Raw genomic sequence first — 19,734 nt, forward strand, 5'->3', positions numbered from 1 at the left:
TTTAAAGTCCATTATTAAAAAAGTACCGCAATCCCTTTGATTACGGCACTTTCAAGTGTTTTATTTAATTGTTTGATTAGAACTTGCCAGCGTTAGCTGCTTCCTCTACGGAAACTGCTACAGCTACTGTAGCACCTACCATTGGGTTATTACCCATTCCGATAAGACCCATCATTTCAACGTGAGCCGGAACTGATGAAGAACCTGCGAACTGAGCGTCTGAATGCATACGTCCTAATGTATCTGTCATACCATATGAAGCTGGACCAGCAGCCATGTTATCCGGATGAAGTGTACGTCCTGTACCACCACCTGATGCTACTGAGAAATACTTCTTACCCTGTTCGATACATTCTTTCTTATATGTACCTGCAACAGGATGCTGGAATCTAGTTGGGTTTGTTGAGTTACCTGTAATAGATACACCAACGTTTTCGTGATGCATGATTGCAACACCTTCCTGTACATCGTCAGCACCGTAACATTTAACAGTTGCACGAAGTCCATCTGAGTAAGCTTTTTCGTAAACAATGTTTAACTTAGCTTCTTTATAATCGTATTTTGTTTCAACGAATGTGAAACCGTTAATTCTTGAGATAATCTGAGCTGCATCTTTTCCAAGACCATTTAAGATAACTCTTAAAGGTTTCTTACGAACCTTGTTAGCTTTTTCAGCGATACCGATAGCACCTTCAGCAGCTGCGAATGATTCATGTCCTGCAAGGAATGCGAAACATTCTGTTTCTTCTTCAAGTAACATCTTTCCTAAGTTACCATGTCCAAGACCTACTTTTCTGTGGTCAGCAACAGAACCAGGAATACAGAAAGCCTGAAGACCTTCACCGATTGCTGCAGCAGCATCAGCAGCTCTTCTACATCCTTTCTTAATAGCAATAGCTGCACCTACTGTATAAGCCCAGCATGCATTTTCAAAACAAATTGGCTGAATCTTTTTAACCTGTTCGTAAACATCTAATCCAGCGTCCTTTGTAATCTTTTCAGCTTCTTCGATAGAAGCGATTCCATAACTATTTAAAACAGAATTAATCTGATCAATTCTTCTTTCATATGATTCAAATAATGCCATTGTTGTTACCTCCTATTCCTTTCTTGGATCGATAATCTTAACAGCGTCATCAACACGTCCATACTGACCCTTTGATTTTTCCCAAGCTGTTGTAGGATCATCACCTTTTTTAATAAAGTCTGTCATCTTTCCAAGATTTACAAACTGGTAACCAATAACTTCATTATCAGCATCAAGAGCGATACCTGTTACATAACCTTCAGCCATTTCAAGGTATCTAACACCTTTAGCCTTTGTTGCGTACATTGTACCAACCTGTGAACGAAGACCTTTACCTAAATCTTCAAGTCCGGCACCAACTACAAGACCATCATCTGAGAAAGCACTCTGTGTTCTACCATATACAATCTGTAAGAATAATTCTCTCATTGCTGTATTGATAGCATCACAAACTAAGTCAGTGTTTAAAGCTTCAAGAATTGTCTTTCCCTGAAGAATTTCAGCTGCCATAGCTGCTGAATGTGTCATACCTGAACATCCGATTGTTTCTACTAATGCTTCTTCAATGATACCTTCTTTAACATTTAAAGTAAGCTTACATGCTCCCTGCTGAGGTGCACACCAGCCTACACCATGTGTAAAGCCTGAAATATCTTCGATTTTTTTTGAATGAACCCATTTTCCTTCTTCTGGAATTGGAGCTGGTTCATGCTTTGCACCCTTAGCTACAGGGCACATCATTTCAACTTCTTTTGAATAAATCATTTGAATAAATACTCCTTTCGAAATATAACCTAGGGAACTATCCCCATATTTTTAGCATAAAACAAGTAATGCTACCCATCTTATGCTATGTATTATTTGTGAGCGTTTAGTCTGCCCACACCTTTGTTTATTTTCTCATAAAATCACAAAATAGTCTATAGTTTTACAAAATCTTTCAAAAAAAATTGTAACTGCAGGTCTTGTTGTAGGTATAACTATTGTTGGATGAGATATTTCAAGATATCCTACATTAAGTGTACTTGTTACGAGAAATGTTAATGAAAGTCAAATGAAAGACCCCTCTTCAATGATTTTTTCATAATATCACTCCTTCAATTTTTATATACAAAATGTATATATTCCTATTTTTTTGCTAATTATGGAACACATTTTCCACATTGTGTAGATATTTTGTAAACAAAAATTATATTTTGTTCATTTTTTATTCAAATATTGTTTTCATTTCATTAATAAACAATCTTCCTGCCTTTGAAATATATTTTCCTTTTTTAAATGCTACACACATTTTTCTGCTTGTACTTTCTTTTGTTCCCACTTTGTAATATATAGGATGATTTGCATAATTATTAAATTTAATTGCACTTTCAGCAACAAAAGTCACACCCATTCCAGCCACTGCCATTGCAAATCCTGTTGTTGACTGCTGAATTTCCATTATTTCCTCTGGGCTAATTGAATATTCGTCAAACAATTTGTTTACAATCTTTCTAACTCTTTGGTCTTCATTTAATAATATAAATCTTTCATCTTTAAATTCAGACATATCAACTTCTTTTATAGCTTCATCATTCAGTTTTCCTGCAATTATAGTTTCAGGACTAACCTGATAATCTTTCAACTTTTCATTTATGACATTTTCCCTTGGTACCGCTATAACAATTCTTTCTTCAAATATATCTTCTTTTTCAAATAAACTATCATCTATATCACTGTCAGAAAGGAAAATATCAACCGTACCGTCTAAACATTTTCTTTGAATATCCGGAGTTTTTCCTTCTATTATCTGAAAGTTAATTCCGGGATATTTTTTACTATATTCTGTTAACGCATATGGCAAATAACTCAACGAAAAACATGCAGTACTGCCTAATACAATCGTTCCGGTTTTAAGTTCATTTAAATCCGATATTTCTTTTTCAAAACGTTCTTTAGCTTCTATAACTGAACCCGCATACTCTAAATATGATTTGCCAAATTCTGTAAGTTCAATAGGTGATATACTTCTGTCAAATAAAAGTATTCCCCACTTTTTTTCTAATTTATTGATATATGAACTTAAAGCCGGTTGCGAAATTCCAAGTTTCTTTGATGCTTTAGAAAAGCTTTTTTCTTTCGCCACTTCTTTAACATAATAAAATCCTGTATTCTTCATCTTTTTTCTCCATCCTATTGAATATTAAATTATATTTTATCACTAATACGTCAAATCTGTCGAGTATCCTTTGTAGATTCATTAGGTGCATATAAAAGCAGATGGCATCATTGACACCATCTGCTTTAAAATTCAAATTAATTATTTGATTAATTATTTTGCTGTAATATATCCCTGTGCTGTAAGAAGTTCTGCTGAAAGAACTGCTCCGCCTGCTGCACCTCTTAAAGTATTGTGAGATAATCCTACAAATTTATAATCATATACTGTATCTTCTCTTAATCTACCTACTGAAATTCCCATACCATTTTCAAAGTTTACATCTAATGAAACCTGTGGTCTGTTGTCTTCTTCTAAATACTGGATAAACTGCTTTGGAGCACTTGGAAGATCAAGTTTCTGTGGAAGACCACTGAAGTTTCTTAATTTTTCAATTAATTGTTCCTTTGTAGGTTTCTTAGCAAACTTAACAAATACTGCTGCTGTATGTCCATCAAGAACCGGTACTCTGATACACTGAGTTGTTATTACAGGAGTTGTTGCCTTTTTAATAACACCATCTTCAACTTTTCCCCAAAGTCTAAGTGGTTCCTGTTCTGATTTTTCTTCTTCACCACCAATAAATGGAATGATATTTCCTACCATTTCAGGCCAATCCTTAAATGTTTTTCCTGCGCCCGAAATTGCCTGATATGTTGTTGCTACTACTTCTGTAGGTTCAAATTCTTTCCAAGCTGTAAGAACAGGTGCATAACTCTGAATTGAGCAGTTAGGTTTAACTGCAACAAACCCTCTCTTTGTACCAAGTCTTTCTTTCTGGTATTTAATAACTTCATAATGTTCAGGATTAATTTCAGGAACAACCATTGGTACATCAGGTGTCCATCTATGTGCACTATTATTTGAAACTACAGGTGTTTCTGTTTTAGCGTAAGCTTCTTCTATAGCCTTAATTTCATCCTTTGACATATCAACTGCACTAAATACAAAGTCAACTGTTGAAGCTACTGCTTCTACTTCATTTACATTGTGTACAATCATGTTCTTAACTTTTTCAGGCATAGGTGTTGTCATTTTCCATCTATCGCCTACAGCTTCTTCGTATGTTTTTCCTGCTGAACGAGGGCTTGCAGCTAATGTTGTAACTTCATACCAAGGATGATCTGCAAGTAAAGTTATAAATCTCTGTCCTACCATTCCTGTTGCGCCTAAAACGCCAACCTTTAATTTCTTTTCCATATGACCTCTCCATTTTTTTTATTTTTGGTGATTAATCCACCCATATATTATGAACAATCAGATGTATTATTTATTTAGTATAAATCTGACCAATCATCATCACTGTTAGAATCTGCATCTGTAGAATTACTCTTGTTACTATTATCATTTAATACATCATCTGAAGAATCATTTTTTGTATCATTTGATGAACCATCTTTATCTCCATCAAAGAATATATCTTCAGCTGAATTATTTCCATTACCATTGTTATTAATCTTTGCTGTTTCCTGTTCAGTAGTTGTTTCTTTCTCTTTATCAGTATTTTTTGTGATAACTTCAGTCGTTGTAACTTTCTCGTTATTGCTTTCACTTTCTTTTAAAGAATTAAATCCAACTATTCCTGCTAACGCAATTACTATTACTATTACGCAAACAAGTACTATACTACTTCTTTTTTTCATATTGTCATTTCTCCTACAATTATATGTCTTGTTTCTCAATTAAGTCAGATGCCGATTATGGGAAACTTTTTTATAGCAAATGAATTTTGCTCATTTTTCCTAATATCAGATTATTTTTCTATGGAAACAGTTGTTTCTTCCACAGTCAATGTTTCTTCGTTAAGAAGCGATTCATCTTCTAACTGTTTTTGTCTTTCTTCTAACTTTTTCCGGTATTCTTCATCATATTTTTGTACTGATGTTTTATATGTATCGCTCATACAATATATTTCTACCTGCATAATTCCATAGCATAAAAGTATAACAACTAAAATACCTATAAACCCTGAAACAGGATTATGTTTTCTAAATACCGGAATGTTATCTATATATTTAAAATCTGACAAAAATAATGCCGGACTTAATACTGCAACGAGAATAAATACATATTTAAATATCTCTAAAACAACATCTAGTGGTTCAAATTTAAGTGATGTAAATTCTCCATATAAACTAAATAACACATATGAAATAACTAATACATAATATAACAATGCCGGAATCATCTTATAAGACTTTCCTGAGCGGAATCCAAACAATTTGACATTGTCATATTTCTGTGGATTTTCAAGTCTGTTACGTTTATTATCATACTTTTTATAAATGTCCCTGTTATTCGCTGTTCTGTATGGTTTATATTTTTTTGTCATTGACTCTCCTAACAATCATTAAATCTGATTAAATATTAATGCCAACAAAAATATTAACAATTAACTTTTAAGATGTCAAAAAGTTCTTCTTTCCGACAATACGGTTATTATAACCACTTTACAATGAAATGTAAATAATTAGTTCACGTATTTAAGATTTAATCTAATAATTAATTGACAACAATTTTATCATTTTGTATTATATATAGGTGTGACACGCTTCTGTGGCTCAGTTGGTAGAGCGACGCACTCGTAATGCGTAGGCCACGGGTTCGAATCCCGTCAGGAGCTGATTAAAAGGCTATTAGATTTACTATTATCTAATAGCCTTTATAAGTTTCATTTATAATTTTTTTATTAACTCTTTACCCATATCGGTTATATCACCTAATACGTCTCCATAATTTGTTACGCCCTCTAAACGACTGTCATTTCTTCCTGAAATATCAGATTCCGTAAGACCTTTTTTAACTCTTGACTGTTTATTGTCCTTTTGAATCAAATTACTAATCTTATAGTTCGTTTCGGTTTCATGATTATGTCTTGCATCACTATTTCTATAACGCATAAAGTTAATAATGTAAAATGCTATACCTGCTAATAAAACAATCCAACTAAAGTCACTATCCTCTGCATTCATATTCCATAGTGCAAATATTACAAAACTAATTATTTCAACGATAAATGATACTAACAATAACCTAGAAATATCAATCGGTACACTTCCCATGGTTTCTCCGGTTCTACCGTTTACAGCTACATAATGTAACCTTTCTTTTTCATTTTTCTTTTCGAGATAACTATATAACCATACCGGCAAATATGAGGCATTCCAGTTTATACCATTATTTTCATAATTTTCTACATCCCAGCGTACGCCTCTGTTGTATTTCTTCGTTGTTGTCTTAGCTGCAATTCGTGATATATCATGAATCTGTTTTGTAGCCAGTGGTTCTATATCTTTCACGTTCATATCTCTCTTTTCAGATGTATACCCTCTTAGATAATTAGAATCAAATTTAACACAATTTTCTGTATCAAATGGCATAATTGAATTAACAATATTGTTAGTCTGTATAGACGAAGCGTTGTCTATTCGTTCTCTGCTTGCTTCAATTGTAAGTCCATTTATTGCTATATCAAATTCTCTTTCTATGTCATATCCCTGAGCATCATAATATGTAACGGAATCTTTAGAATCCTTTTTGTACTGTTTTACTTCTTTTTCAGCTTCTCCTGAAAGTTCAACATGTTCATTTGCATCAACAATCATATAAGGGAAATATACACCCATAACATTTTCTATTGAAAATTCGTTTTTAAACTGCTTATTTGCAAAAAACTTTCTTTTACCGACAAAGTTTTCTATAGATGATTTTGCCTCGTCTTTTGTTATTCTAAAAGGTAAAACAACATCCGGTACTGCTCCATTTGCCACTTTGCTGTTAACTGAAAGTGTATTACGACACCAATGACATCTTGCCTGTGTTGTTTCTCTTGTATCTATAACAACTTCTGCTCCACAACTTGAACACTTTAAGGTAACTATATCTTCACCTGCAGTAATATCCTCTGCTCCTTTGTTTACATGTTCTCCCTCTAGTTTTCCTGCATCCGTAACGATTTCTTCTGATTTTTCAGGTTCAAATTCATATCTACAATAATTACATCTTAATTTTCCTGTTTTAGGATTTTGCGATATGTCAGTTGAGCCACATTTTTCACATTTTATCTGTTCGTTTTCCGACATAAGACCCTCCATCTTTCACAAATTCATATAAATTAAAGTCCTAAAAGTTTTGCTTTTAATGCATCAAATTCTTCCTGCGAAATAATTCCTGCATCTAAAAGTGCTTTTGTTTTCTTTAATTTTTCATATGGATCTTCCTGTGCCGGCTGACCTGCATTCTGTCCCATATTCATATTCTGCTGCATATTTTGTTGTCCCATATTCATATTCTGTTGTCCAAACTGATTATTCATCATTCCACCAACGGCGTTCATTCCCATTCCCATAAATGCCATTCCTGATGCTCCACCATTTGGATTTTCACCTGCAGCCTGGAATCCTCTTGCTACTGACTGTTGCATAAATGATTCACCTCTGTTTCCTGCTAATGCATCTGCTTTTCTTACATCACTAAGTAATGCCTTTGTATCCTCGTCATATTCAACTGTCTGGATTGCAACTTTAACAATTTCCAAACCTCTGTCACTTCTCCACTGATATGCATCCTCTACGACTTCAGAAAGAGTCTTTGCAAAGCCAAGCTGGTCTGCCTGAATCTTTGACATTCTGTTTCCACGCTCAGGGTCATTTGTATATTTGGAAAATGCTGCTGAAAGACTTCCAACAACTTCATTAAATAACTGTTCTCCTGCCGGATTATCCATATCCGCAAAATCAAATACTTCATTATTTGGCAATAAATATGTAGCTGGCACAAAATTCTTTACAAATAATATTGGGTCTACAATCTTCATTGTATAAGTTCCTCGTGTCATTGCTCCTGCCTGGGTTCCCAAATATGCATCATCCCAATATATTTCTGACTGTGTTCCAAATCTGTTATTAGGGATTTCCTTCATATTAACATATACAGCCAACTGCTGTGCTGAAGGTTCACCACCAAATTTAAATCTTTCCCAAGACTGTTTTAAAACTGATTCAATTATAGAATCGCCTGCAAAAAAAGACTTTGCATTTGCGTCATCTGATTTAAAAAGATATTCTCCCGGCTCACATATGCAAGCTGTGATTGCACCATCCTGTAACGTTATAAGTGCAGTTCCTTCAGGTACTATCACCTTTGAACCATTTGAAATAATTCCTACTGAACCTTTAGTATTTGAACCTCTTCCTCTATTTGTTTCTGAAAGAACAGCCTTATATATAACTGCTCCCGCGCCTAAATTTGTCGGTGGTGTAAAATAATCTAACCACTGATCTGCAAATGTTCCACCTACTGCATCAATTGCTCCTTTAATAAAACCCATTTTTCCGTTCCTTTCGTGTTATTATTTTGTATCTTTATTTATTCATCTCTTCCCTTTAAATAGAATATTTCGTATTCCATTTTAATATTTATATTCATTTTACAGAAAAATAAACCCCAATACAACTGCTTTATTTATATCATTTGTAACCTTAAAAGTCAATTTTAATTGCCGTTTGCATCCATATTTGCTATAGTAACAAGTACAGACTTTTAGTAGCAAAATAAAGGAGAATTTGCATGATAGCAATTAATGTGATTAGTAAAAACGAATTTATGAACGCAATTTTTATAAAAGATACATTTGACTATATGTTGGTAAGCGAATTAGAATTAACAACAATCAACACTTTCTCTGTTGACGGGCGTATTAACAAAGATTTTATTAAAAAAAATGAACTTGAAGAACCTGAAGACGATTTCATCTCATGGGGAAGTATCAGACATATATGTTTTGAAATTATCAAAGGGAAAAACGCTCCATTAAAATTTAAAATCACATTAAAACTTCCTAATTCTTATATTGAAAAAATGTTAACTTCTGTTGATACTAACATTGAAGCTTCGCAGGTTTTAGGAATGTACATACATATTAATTATGAAAACAACAAGTTAAATGTTATTACAGGTACCTCCTTAAGTATATTTACAATGGACAAGTCCATTGATAAATTCTGGGATAAACAAATTACTACTTTACTAAATCAGCATTTCGAACTTGAAATCGAATAAATTATAAATTCAATACAATTTTAAAACTCATAAACACATCTTCTTGCACATTTGTTAGCACTCTTTTTTATCGAGTGCTAATTTTCTCTTGACTTTTACATTTGACCTGTCTAAAATATATATCAAGCGTAAAAATTATGGTGAATGCAAATACTTCGAAATAGTGAAAATTGATAAAATTAAAAGAAATAGTATTCGCAAACACTAATAGATTTATATAAAGGAGTGATATATATGGCAGCTACAAAAGGTAGTTTATCTATTAACAGTGAAAATATTTTCCCAATTATAAAGAAATGGTTATACTCTGATCACGATATATTTTTCAGAGAACTTATTTCTAATGGTTGCGATGCAATTACAAAATTAAAAAAATTATCTCTTATCGGAGAGTACGAATTTAAAGATGATGAAGAAAGCGAACTTAAAGTTCAGGTTATAGCTAATGCAAATGACAAAACATTAACATTTATTGATAATGGTATCGGTATGACAGCTGAAGAAATTGATGAATATATCAATCAGATTGCTTTTTCAGGTGCCGAAGCTTTCCTTGAACAGTATAAAGACAAAACTAATGAAGATCAGATTATCGGTCATTTTGGTTTAGGTTTCTATTCTGCTTTTATGGTTGCAGATAGAGTTACTATTGAATCTCTTTCTTATAAAGAAGGTTCTAAGGCAGTAAAATGGGAATGTGAAAACGGACTTGAATTTTCTATGGATGACTGTGACAAAACTGACAGAGGTACAAAAATTACTTTATATTTAAATGATGATAGCTTAGAATTTGCAAATGAGTTCAAAGCACGTGAAATCATTCACAAGTACTGCTCTTTTATGCCTGTTGAAATATTCCTTTCTAACCCAAACGCTGAACCGGAATATGATACAATTCCTGAATCAGAAGTAACTGACAAAGATACAGTAATTGAAACTATTGTTGAAGAAGCTAAAACTGAAGAAAAAGAAAATGAAGATGGAACTAAAGAGGTTGTAGAGGTTTCTCCTGCTACTACTAAAGCTAAAATCCTTAAAAGACCAAAGAGCATTAGTAATCCTGTTCCACTTTGGACAAAGCATCCAAATGAGTGCACTGAAGAAGAATACAGACAGTTCTATCATGAAGTATTTATGGATTATAAGGAACCTTTATTCTGGATTCATTTAAATATGGATTATCCATTTAACTTAAAGGGTATTCTTTATTTTCCTAAGATTAACACTGAATTCGAATCCGTTGAAGGTGTAATCAAATTATATAACAATCAGGTATTCATTGCAGATAATATAAAAGAAGTTATTCCTGAATTTTTAATGGTATTAAAGGGTGTAATTGATTGTCCTGACCTTCCACTTAACGTATCAAGAAGTGCTCTTCAGAATGATGGATTCGTTAAGAAGATTTCAGATTACATTACTAAGAAGGTTGCTGATAAGCTTTCAGGAATGTGCAAAACAGATAAAGAAAATTACGAAAAATACTGGGATGACATTTCACCATTCATTAAATATGGATGCCTTAAAGATGAAAAATTCTGTGAGAAAATGTCTGACTATGTTTTATTTAAAAATATTGACGATAAATTCCTTACATTTAAAGAATGCTTAGAGGAAAATAAAGAAGCTCATGAGAATACAATCTTCTATACAACTGACCCAGTTCAGCAAAGTCAGTACATTAATATGTACAGAAATGAGAATATAGATGTTGTTATTTTAAAGGATGCTATCGACCAACCATTTATAACACAATTAGAGCAAAAAAATGAAAATGTAAAGTTTGTTCGTATTGATGCTGAATTAACAAATACTTTCAAAGAAGAAGTTAATGAAGATGAATTAAAAGAAATGACTGACAAACTAACTGAAGCATTTAAGAAAGCTTTAAACAGAGATACTCTTGATGTTAAGGTTGAAAAGATGAAAGATTCTTCTATTTCTTCCATGATTACTTTATCAGAAGAAAGCCGTCGTATGCAGGATATGATGAAGATGTACGGAATGGCAGGAATGGATCCTTCAATGTTTGGTGGTGCAGGTGAAACTCTTGTTCTTAATTCAAACAACAACCTTGTTAAATATATCATTGATAATCCAGAAGGAGAAAATACTGATTTAATATGCAAGCAGTTATACGACCTTGCAATGATTAGTCATACTCCTCTTAATCCGGAATCAATGACAGCTTTTATTGAAAGAAGTAACAAGATTCTTGAAATCATAACTAAGTAATATTATTTAACAACATATTTTATTAGATAAAAAATTAGCAATTTAATTATTTATCCAATAATAAATGGACACTTTTTTGTATGACCCTTAAAAGTACAACAAAAATAAAACTTTTAAGAGCAAATCATTTTAAGTGTCCATTTTATTATTCGTTAATTTATAATATCACATTTAAACATTTCTTCTATTGCATTATTAAAATGAATTAAGTCATTTGATTTCTTAATTCGTTTCCAATTTTTCTCATAATTATCAAATAACGGTGACATATATCTCCACGCTTCTTTCATCTTAAATAAAAGATTTCTATCACCGCTCATTACTTCCTTGTAATCATTATATAAAATTTCATTAAATCTATACACTTTTTCTTTAGTGATTCTTTCACCACCTCGTATTTCCGAGAAAATATTTGGATTTGTAATTGCTCCACGACCAATCATAACGCTGTCTATGTTTGGAAATTTCTTTATAATTTCTTTATAATCATCCACACTGTTTACATCACCATTATAACAAAGTTTATTTTTGCTATTTTTGTAAGCATACTCAAACACTTCTAAGTTTGGAATATTATTATAAAAATCTTCTCTGACTCTTGGATGTATAATTAATTCCTTTAAATTATATTTATTATATATTTCAAGTATCTCATAAAATTCTTCAGGATTAACCATTCCTATCCGCGTCTTTACTGATATTTCCATCCCAGACTCATTTACCATTTTATCAAGTAAAACGTCTAAGTCTTCAAGATTTCTCAAAAGTCCTGAGCCACGCCCCTTTGATACTACTGTTCCCGATGGGCATCCTGCATTTATATTAACCTCTGCATATCCATAATCTTTTAATTTACTCATTGCACTAAGTGCCTGATCTGTTTGTTTTGTCATTAATTGCGGTATTAAAATATTTATCTTATTATTTTCAGGATTTATATCTCTTACTTCTTTGTTGGAAAATTTTTTATTCTGGCTTGTTCCTATAAACGGTGCAAAAAATTTATCCGGTTGTTCAAATACTGCCGCTAAGGCATTTCTATATATGTATCCTGTTATTCCTTCTAATGGTGCTAAATATAATTTCATTTTTCTTCCTTTTATCTCAATGCCAGGATTTTATATGCATAATACACGAAGCTGCTTTAATCCTAACATTAATTTAATTTTTTAATCCACGAACCATTATATTATATTGCAGAATATTTTCAAATAATAATTTCTATATGATTATGTAAATATGTGCACATAAAAAAATCCTTATTATATTGTATCGATTTTGTTTTATTTGTTGTTATATTTTACTTTTATATGTTGTTATATTTTTGCTTTATTAAATTTAATCCATTTGTAAAATTATGTAATAACTTTCAAAATATAAATTTTAATTAAAATACATTATTATATGCATAGCTTCAAAACATCTACTCTACAAATATATATTTGAAAAACTACTGTTATAATGCTATAATTTTAAAGATGTCTTAGCGCAATATATAACAAAAACGATTCAGAAATTTGTTTATACCAAAAAGATTTTCATCAATTTGTTTATTGTAATATATTTGTAAGATGTAAATACAAAAAAGAAATGAGGAATTACATATGAAATTATGGGGAGGCCGTTTCACAAAAGAAACAAATAAATTAGTACATAATTTTAATGCGTCATTATCATTTGACCAGAAATTTTATAAACAGGATATTCAGGGTAGCATTGCCCATGTTACTATGCTTGCAAAGCAGGGTATTATTGAAGAATCAGATAAAGTTGCAATTATTAACGGATTAAATAGCATTTTGACTGATATTGAAAACGGACATTTAGAGTTTACCCCTGAGCATGAAGATATTCACAGCTTTGTTGAGGCTCACCTTATTGAAAGAATTGGTGACCCTGGTAAGAAATTACACACAGGAAGAAGCCGTAACGACCAGGTTGCATTAGACATGAAATTATATGTTCGTGACGAAGTTGTTGAGCTTGACTCGTTATTAAAAACTCTGCTTCAGTCCATAATGAAAGTTATGGAAGAAAATACTGAGACTTTTATGCCTGGATTTACTCATTTACAGAAAGCTCAGCCTGTAACATTAGCTCATCACTTTGGAGCATATTTTGAAATGTTTAAAAGAGATCGTAGCAGATTAACAGATATTTATGACCGTATGAATTATTGTCCTTTAGGTGCAGGTGCATTAGCTGGAACAACATATCCTCTTGATCGTGAATACACTGCTTCTTTGCTTAATTTTGATGGTCCGACATTAAATAGTATGGATTCCGTTTCTGACAGAGATTATGTAATTGAATTAATGTCTGCTTTATCTACAATCATGATGCATTTAAGCAGATTCTGTGAAGAAATTATTATATGGAATTCTAACGAATATAGATTTGTAAATATTGATGATTCTTATAGTACAGGCTCAAGTATTATGCCTCAAAAGAAGAATCCTGATATTGCCGAATTAATCAGAGGAAAGACAGGACGTGTTTATGGTGCTCTTACTTCTATTCTTACTACAATGAAAGGAATTCCTCTTGCTTACAATAAAGATATGCAGGAAGATAAGGAATTTGCATTTGACGCAATCGACACTACAAAGGGTTGTATTGCATTATTTACAGGAATGATTGATACTATGACATTCAATAAGGATGTTATGGAAAGCAGCGCTAAAAACGGATTTACTAACGCTACAGACGCTGCTGATTATTTAGTAAATCACGGAGTTCCATTTAGAGATGCTCACGGCATTGTTGGACAGCTTGTTTTATTCTGTGAAGGTAAAGGTATTTCTCTTGACGATATGACATTAGATGAATTTAAGGCTATCAGTCCAGTATTTGAAGAAGATATATATGATGCAATCAGTCTTAAGACATGTGTTGATAAGCGTTTAACAATTGGTGCTCCAGGTAAAGAAGCTATGGATAAAGTAATCGCTATTAACAAAGAATATTTAAGCAAATAAAAGAATTTATTTTAATAAAAAACTGAGGTTTGAATCCATCCCATTGGATTAACCTCAGTTTTTTTAGCAATTATATGATACCTAAGTTTGTAACTAAGTTTTTTCATAAAAATATAGGCTCTACTATTTATCAAAATAGCTTAATCTACATTGTGCACATTTACATCAAGCTGATTAAATGGAATTGAAATTCCTGCTTTATCAAAAGAAACACGTATATTTTCGTTTAAATAAAATTTGCAATCCCAATAATATTCAGTAGGCACCCACACTCTAACTTCCATTATAATTGCGCTATCTGCTAAATTTTTGACAACTACTGCGTTTGCCTCATCGCGCATTATATTAGAATAACTGTTCATCACTCTTTCGAGTTCTTTACGTGCAAGCTCTATATTATCATCATATGCTATTCCAACTTCAACATCTACTCTTCTCTTATCATTCATAGAATAATTCGTTAAAATGCTATTTGACAATGTTCCGTTTGGTAATTTTACAGATTTATTGTCTACTGTTTTTAAAGAAGTATAGAAAATATCAATTTTATAAACTGTTCCTTCTACTCCATTTGATTCTATATAATCTCCTACAGTAAACGGCTTCATAATTAAAATCATAACTCCGCCTGCAAAATTTGATAAACTTCCTTCAAATGCAAGACCTATTGCTAAACCTCCGGAAGCCACAATTGCTGCAAATGATGTTGTTTCTATACCTACCTGTCCACAAATTGTAATCGCAAGTATAATATATAAAGTAACTTTTAATACTGAGTGAATAAATTTTGCTACACCTTCATCTGCTGATGATTTAGCAAATATTCTATCTACAAACTTAAGAATAAATTTAATTATAAATTTTCCAATTACAAATATAATTACTGCAATAATTATATCTATACCAAAGGCTACTGCTTTATCTATTAAATCACTACCTATCTGTGATAATTTGCTCACGTCCTTTGATAATTGTTCAATATTGTCTGATACACTTTCTACTTCTTTTTGAGTAGCACTAGCTAACAAATTCATATTCTCTTTCTCCTTTCCGTTATAAATTATATATGGTTAACATATTCCCAACCATCCATAAATATATACCTAAAAAGTCACAAAAAGCCTCAGACTAATTAATCATTAATTATCCAAGGCTTTTTAATAATGTGATTGATAATTTTTTAAGTATTAATACCGTATAACAAACAGTAATTTATCACATTAAATTTTTCTTTATTATTTTACGATACGTACTTTAATTACACCTTCAATTGCTTCAATTTTTCCAACTAAATTATCAGTAGCTTTGCTATCTAAATCCATAATTGTATAAGCATATTCTCCTCTTGATTTGTCAACCATATCTGAAATATTCATACCTTCAGCAGCAACTGCAGATGAAAGCTGACCAATCATATTTGGAATATTTTTATGACAAATTGTAATTCTTGCAACCTTATCACATACACCTAAATCACATTTTGGATAATTAACAGAATTAATAATATTTCCGTTTTCAATAAAGTCTTTTATTTCTTTTACTGCCATTACAGCACAATTATCTTCTGACTCTTCAGTTGAAGCACCAAGATGTGGTGTAGCAATAACATTCTTTGCCTTAGCTATCTTAGCATTAGGGAAGTCTGTTACATATCTCTTTACTTTACCTGATTCTAATGCTGCAATCATGTCATCATCACATACAAGTAAATCTCTTGCAAAGTTAAGAATTACAACTCCATCTTTCATCATAGCGATTGTGTCTTTGTTAATCATTTCTCTTGTATCATCTAATAATGGTGTATGAACAGTGATGAAATCACATTCTTTGTAAATCTCTTCTCTTGTCTTTACATGCTTAACTTCACTTGATAGTCTCCAAGCTCCATCTACTGAGATAAATGGATCATAACCATATACTTCCATACCAAGTTCTGTAGCTGCATTTGCAATTAAGCTACCAATAGCACCAAGGCCAATAACTCCAAGTTTTTTGCCCATGATTTCATTTCCGGCAAAATTCTTTTTAGCTTTTTCCATTGTCTTGTTGATATTTTCGTCTTCTTTATTGTCTTCAACCCATTTATTTCCGCCAATAATATCTCTTGATGCAAGAAGCATTCCGCATAATACTAATTCCTTAACACCATTTGCATTAGCACCCGGAGTATTAAATACAACAACACCCTTTTCTGCACACTTGTCTAAAGGAATATTGTTAACCCCTGCACCTGCTCTTGCAACTGCTAAAAGATTATCAGATAATTCCATATCATGCATTGCTGCACTTCTTACTAATACTGCATTTGCTTCTTCAAAATTATCTGTAAATTCGTAATTATCTGTAAATTTGCTTGTTCCTACTTTTGAAATAGGATTTAAACAATTAACCTTAACCATTTTTCCTTCTCCTTATTATGCGTTTTCTTTTTCAAATTTTTCCATAAATTCAACTAATGCCTTAACACCTTCAATTGGCATAGCATTGTAAATACTTGCTCTCATACCACCAACTGTTCTATGTCCTTTAAGATTTTCAAGTCCGGCAGCTTTAGCTTCTGCTACAAATTTAGCATCTAAATCAGCATCACCTGTTACAAAAGGTACATTCATAAGTGAACGGTCTTTTGGAACAACTGTACCCTTAAATAATTTGCTATTATCAAGGAAATCATAAAGAATCTTAGCCTTTTCTTCGTTACGTTTCTTCATTGCATCAAGGCCACCCATCTTCTTAATCCATTTAAATACTTTTCCACAAATATAAATTCCATAGCATGGAGGTGTATTGTAAAGTGATCCTGCATCTGCCTGTGTTTTCCACTGAAGCATTGTTGGAACTGTGCTATCAACTTCCTCAGGAATTAAATCTTCTCTAATAATCGCAATAACAACACCTGCCGGTCCAACGTTCTTCTGAACACCACCATAAATTACACCATACTTTGATACATCAACAGGTTCTGATAAGAAACATGAAGATACATCAGCTACTAATGTATGTCCTTTTGTATTTGGTAATTCATGATACTTTGTACCATAAATAGTATTGTTTTCACAAATGTATACATAATCAACATCATCGTCAATATCTAAATCGCTACAATCAGGAATATATGAGAATGTTTTATCTGCTGATGAAGCAACTCTTTGTACTTCAAGATACTTTTCTGCTTCTGCAGCAGCTTTCTTAGCCCACTGTCCTGTTACGATGTAAGCAGCCTTGCCATTCTTCTTTAAGTTCATTGGTACTGCAGCAAACTGCTGTGATGCACCACCCTGAAGGAATAATACTTTATAATTATCAGGAATACCCATTAAATCTCTTATATCCTGTTCTGCCTCATCAATAATCTGCTGGAACATTTTTGAACGATGGCTCATTTCCATTACGCTCATTCCACATCCCTTATAATCTAACATTTCATCTGCTGCTTCTTTTAATACTTCTTCTGGTAATACAGCAGGTCCTGCTGAAAAATTGTATACTCTTGCCATTTCTTTCTATTTCCTCCTAATTTTTATATATACTGTCTCTTAGCAGTCATATCCCTTTGCAGCTAAATCTTCTTCAGAAAAAGCTTCGCTAATTGATGTATTAGCCGGTACCATTGGGAATACCTTATCATCGCTGTCAATCTGACAATCTATTACACAAGGAATATTTAATTCAATTGATTCTTTTAAAGCATTTTTAAATTCATCAATTGTTGTACATTTGTATGCTTTTGCACCCATTCCTTCTGAAATCTTAACAAAATCAACCTGATCATCTAATACCGTATTTGAATAACGTTTACCATAGAATAATGTCTGCCACTGTCTAACCATACCTAATACATGGTTATTAATTACAATCTGAATAATTGGAATATTATAACGTGTTGCTGTAGCAATTTCATTCATATTCATTCTGAAACATCCATCACCTGCAATATTAACACAGATTCTGTCTTTATTTGCCATCTTAGCACCTATGCAGGCGCCAACACCATATCCCATTGTACCAAGACCACCTGATGTAATTAACTGTCTTGTTTCTTTATATTTATAGAACTGTGCAGCCCACATCTGATGCTGTCCAACATCAGTTGTTACAATTGCATCACCATTTGTTATTTCATATAATGCATCAATAATTGACGGACCATTTAATGTTGTTTTGTCTAATGCTAATGGATATTTGTTCTTTAATTCTCCAACTTCATCCATCCATTCTTTATGATTCTGCTTTTCTAACTTTGTGTTTAATCTCTTAAGTATTTCATTTGCATCACCTATAATGCTTGCATCTGTCTTAACATTCTTATTAATTTCAGTTGGATCAATGTCAATATGTATAATTTTTGCATCCGGTGCAAAGCTATTTGGATTACCAACAACTCTATCACTAAATCTTGCACCAATAACAATTAATAAATCGCATCGTGTTACACCAAAGTTAGATGCCTTTGTTCCATGCATACCAATCATTCCTGTATAACGTGCATTCGTTCCTTCAATTGCACCTTTACCCATTAAAGTGTCACAAACAGGTGTATCAATTATGTCTGCAAATTTTCTAAATTCATCCTGTGCTCCGGAAGCTACTAATCCACCACCGGCAATAATAAATGGTTTATTTGAACCTTTTATTAATTCTACAACCTGATCAACATCTTCTTCTTTGATTGTATCTGTATATGGTTCAATTGCCTTAGGTGTCTGCTTTGTATATTCAGTTTTATTAGCTGTTACATCCTTTGTAATATCAACTAATACAGGACCTGGTCTTCCCGATTTAGCAATTGCAAATGCTCTTCTGATTGTATCTGCTAAGTCTTCAATTTCCTTTACTATAAAATTATGCTTTGTAAATGGCATTGTTGCACCTACAATATCAATTTCCTGGAAAGAATCTTTTCCAAGTCCTGATTTAGCAACATTAGCTGTTATTGCAACAATTGGAATTGAATCCATATATGCTGTAGCAATACCTGTAACAAGGTTTGTTGCTCCAGGGCCTGATGTTGCCATACAAACACCAACCTTACCTGTTGATCTTGCATAACCGTCTGCCGCATGTGCAGCTCCCTGTTCATGGGATGTTAATATATGTGTAATTTCATCTGAATGTTTATAAAGAGCATCATAAATATTAAGAATTGTTCCACCAGGATAACCAAAAACTGTATCAACACCCTGTTCTTTCAAACATTCAACAACTATTTCTGAACCTGTTAATTGCATATTTTTACC

16 protein-coding genes and 1 tRNA gene are annotated in these 19,734 nt (G+C 32.4%); 4 read left to right on the forward strand and 13 right to left on the reverse strand.

What is annotated here, in order from left to right; genetic code table 11:
• Positions 1-76: 76 nt before the first annotated feature.
• The 6 genes from CCC31_RS00255 to CCC31_RS00280 form a co-directional block, all read right to left on the reverse strand.
• Positions 77-1,087 (reverse strand): GGGtGRT protein, encoded by a 1,011-nt coding sequence (locus CCC31_RS00255; RefSeq protein WP_117909274.1) that lies wholly within the window; start codon positions 1,085-1,087, stop codon positions 77-79.
• A 12-nt stretch (positions 1,088-1,099) separates the two neighbouring features.
• The gene (locus CCC31_RS00260; protein WP_117909272.1) at positions 1,100-1,792 is read right to left on the reverse strand and encodes an iron-sulfur cluster assembly scaffold protein; all 693 of its coding nucleotides are present in this window, start codon (positions 1,790-1,792) and stop codon (positions 1,100-1,102) included.
• Positions 1,793-2,234: 442 nt separating this feature from the next.
• Positions 2,235-3,185, reverse strand: coding sequence for a LysR family transcriptional regulator (locus tag CCC31_RS00265; protein WP_022087935.1), 951 nt, complete (start codon positions 3,183-3,185; stop codon positions 2,235-2,237).
• 153 nt (positions 3,186-3,338) lie between these two features.
• On the reverse strand, positions 3,339-4,424 hold the full coding sequence (gene asd / locus CCC31_RS00270) for an aspartate-semialdehyde dehydrogenase (protein WP_022087936.1): 1,086 nt from the start codon (positions 4,422-4,424) through the stop codon (positions 3,339-3,341).
• A 74-nt stretch (positions 4,425-4,498) separates the two neighbouring features.
• Complete coding sequence (locus CCC31_RS00275) at positions 4,499-4,867, reverse strand: hypothetical protein (RefSeq protein WP_022087937.1); 369 nt, start codon at positions 4,865-4,867, stop codon at positions 4,499-4,501.
• Between the two features lie 110 nt (positions 4,868-4,977).
• Positions 4,978-5,556, reverse strand: a complete 579-nt coding sequence (locus tag CCC31_RS00280; protein ID WP_022087938.1) for a hypothetical protein — start codon at positions 5,554-5,556, stop codon at positions 4,978-4,980.
• Between the two features lie 218 nt (positions 5,557-5,774).
• Between CCC31_RS00280 and CCC31_RS00285 the strand changes: the two genes are divergently transcribed.
• Positions 5,775-5,847: transfer RNA gene (locus CCC31_RS00285), tRNA-Thr, on the forward strand.
• A 52-nt stretch (positions 5,848-5,899) separates the two neighbouring features.
• Here the strand turns inward: CCC31_RS00285 and CCC31_RS00290 are convergent.
• Entirely contained in the window at positions 5,900-7,306 is a 1,407-nt protein-coding gene (locus tag CCC31_RS00290) for a hypothetical protein (RefSeq protein WP_022087939.1), read from the reverse strand.
• A 32-nt stretch (positions 7,307-7,338) separates the two neighbouring features.
• A complete protein-coding gene (locus CCC31_RS00295; RefSeq protein WP_290848877.1) occupies positions 7,339-8,553 on the reverse strand; it encodes an SPFH domain-containing protein in 1,215 nt (404 codons plus the stop codon).
• A 239-nt stretch (positions 8,554-8,792) separates the two neighbouring features.
• Between CCC31_RS00295 and CCC31_RS00300 the strand changes: the two genes are divergently transcribed.
• Both CCC31_RS00300 and htpG read left to right on the forward strand, forming a co-directional pair.
• Complete coding sequence (locus CCC31_RS00300; RefSeq protein ID WP_022087941.1) at positions 8,793-9,284, forward strand: DUF5721 family protein; 492 nt, start codon at positions 8,793-8,795, stop codon at positions 9,282-9,284.
• Between the two features lie 234 nt (positions 9,285-9,518).
• Positions 9,519-11,519 (forward strand): molecular chaperone HtpG, encoded by a 2,001-nt coding sequence (gene htpG, locus CCC31_RS00305; protein WP_290848878.1) that lies wholly within the window; start codon positions 9,519-9,521, stop codon positions 11,517-11,519.
• Between the two features lie 152 nt (positions 11,520-11,671).
• Here the strand turns inward: htpG and CCC31_RS00310 are convergent, their stop codons facing one another.
• The gene (locus CCC31_RS00310; protein ID WP_290848879.1) at positions 11,672-12,607 is read right to left on the reverse strand and encodes a tRNA-dihydrouridine synthase family protein; all 936 of its coding nucleotides are present in this window, start codon (positions 12,605-12,607) and stop codon (positions 11,672-11,674) included.
• Between the two features lie 516 nt (positions 12,608-13,123).
• Here CCC31_RS00310 and argH point away from each other — a divergent pair.
• Positions 13,124-14,497, forward strand: a complete 1,374-nt coding sequence (gene argH / locus CCC31_RS00315; RefSeq protein WP_290848880.1) for an argininosuccinate lyase — start codon at positions 13,124-13,126, stop codon at positions 14,495-14,497.
• Positions 14,498-14,637: 140 nt separating this feature from the next.
• Here argH and CCC31_RS00320 read toward each other — a convergent pair whose 3' ends face one another.
• The 4 genes from CCC31_RS00320 to ilvB form a co-directional block, all read right to left on the reverse strand.
• Positions 14,638-15,531 carry a mechanosensitive ion channel family protein gene (locus tag CCC31_RS00320; RefSeq protein WP_290848881.1) on the reverse strand — a complete coding sequence of 298 codons (894 nt, stop codon included), beginning with the start codon at positions 15,529-15,531 and terminating at the stop codon, positions 14,638-14,640.
• A gap of 201 nt (positions 15,532-15,732) precedes the next feature.
• A complete protein-coding gene (locus tag CCC31_RS00325; RefSeq protein ID WP_290848882.1) occupies positions 15,733-16,896 on the reverse strand; it encodes a phosphoglycerate dehydrogenase in 1,164 nt (387 codons plus the stop codon).
• Between the two features lie 15 nt (positions 16,897-16,911).
• The gene (gene serC, locus CCC31_RS00330) at positions 16,912-17,994 is read right to left on the reverse strand and encodes a 3-phosphoserine/phosphohydroxythreonine transaminase (protein WP_022087947.1); all 1,083 of its coding nucleotides are present in this window, start codon (positions 17,992-17,994) and stop codon (positions 16,912-16,914) included.
• 39 nt (positions 17,995-18,033) lie between these two features.
• Positions 18,034-19,725: a biosynthetic-type acetolactate synthase large subunit gene (gene ilvB / locus CCC31_RS00335; protein WP_290848883.1), complete on the reverse strand. Its 1,692-nt coding sequence runs from the start codon at positions 19,723-19,725 to the stop codon at positions 18,034-18,036.
• Positions 19,726-19,734: the final 9 nt, after the last annotated feature.

The organism is Eubacterium sp. LMAG:50 (genome assembly GCF_008680265.1).
GTDB classification, from domain to species: domain Bacteria; phylum Bacillota; class Clostridia; order Lachnospirales; family Lachnospiraceae; genus Eubacterium_U; species Eubacterium_U album.

What these genes read in the sequence shown, in the direction of transcription:
- CCC31_RS00255 (WP_117909274.1), bottom strand. Translation starts at nt 1,087, where the DNA reads ATGGCATTATTTGAATCATATGAAAGAAGAATTGATCAGATTAATTCT.
- CCC31_RS00260 (WP_117909272.1), bottom strand. Translation starts at nt 1,792, where the DNA reads ATGATTTATTCAAAAGAAGTTGAAATGATGTGCCCTGTAGCTAAGGGT.
- CCC31_RS00265 (WP_022087935.1), bottom strand. Translation starts at nt 3,185, where the DNA reads ATGAAGAATACAGGATTTTATTATGTTAAAGAAGTGGCGAAAGAAAAA.
- asd (WP_022087936.1), bottom strand. Translation starts at nt 4,424, where the DNA reads ATGGAAAAGAAATTAAAGGTTGGCGTTTTAGGCGCAACAGGAATGGTA.
- CCC31_RS00275 (WP_022087937.1), bottom strand. Translation starts at nt 4,867, where the DNA reads ATGAAAAAAAGAAGTAGTATAGTACTTGTTTGCGTAATAGTAATAGTA.
- CCC31_RS00280 (WP_022087938.1), bottom strand. Translation starts at nt 5,556, where the DNA reads ATGACAAAAAAATATAAACCATACAGAACAGCGAATAACAGGGACATT.
- CCC31_RS00290 (WP_022087939.1), bottom strand. Translation starts at nt 7,306, where the DNA reads ATGTCGGAAAACGAACAGATAAAATGTGAAAAATGTGGCTCAACTGAC.
- CCC31_RS00295 (WP_290848877.1), bottom strand. Translation starts at nt 8,553, where the DNA reads ATGGGTTTTATTAAAGGAGCAATTGATGCAGTAGGTGGAACATTTGCA.
- CCC31_RS00300 (WP_022087941.1), top strand. Translation starts at nt 8,793, where the DNA reads ATGATAGCAATTAATGTGATTAGTAAAAACGAATTTATGAACGCAATT.
- htpG (WP_290848878.1), top strand. Translation starts at nt 9,519, where the DNA reads ATGGCAGCTACAAAAGGTAGTTTATCTATTAACAGTGAAAATATTTTC.
- CCC31_RS00310 (WP_290848879.1), bottom strand. Translation starts at nt 12,607, where the DNA reads ATGAAATTATATTTAGCACCATTAGAAGGAATAACAGGATACATATAT.
- argH (WP_290848880.1), top strand. Translation starts at nt 13,124, where the DNA reads ATGAAATTATGGGGAGGCCGTTTCACAAAAGAAACAAATAAATTAGTA.
- CCC31_RS00320 (WP_290848881.1), bottom strand. Translation starts at nt 15,531, where the DNA reads ATGAATTTGTTAGCTAGTGCTACTCAAAAAGAAGTAGAAAGTGTATCA.
- CCC31_RS00325 (WP_290848882.1), bottom strand. Translation starts at nt 16,896, where the DNA reads ATGGTTAAGGTTAATTGTTTAAATCCTATTTCAAAAGTAGGAACAAGC.
- serC (WP_022087947.1), bottom strand. Translation starts at nt 17,994, where the DNA reads ATGGCAAGAGTATACAATTTTTCAGCAGGACCTGCTGTATTACCAGAA.
- ilvB (WP_290848883.1), bottom strand. Translation starts at nt 19,725, where the DNA reads ATGCAATTAACAGGTTCAGAAATAGTTGTTGAATGTTTGAAAGAACAG.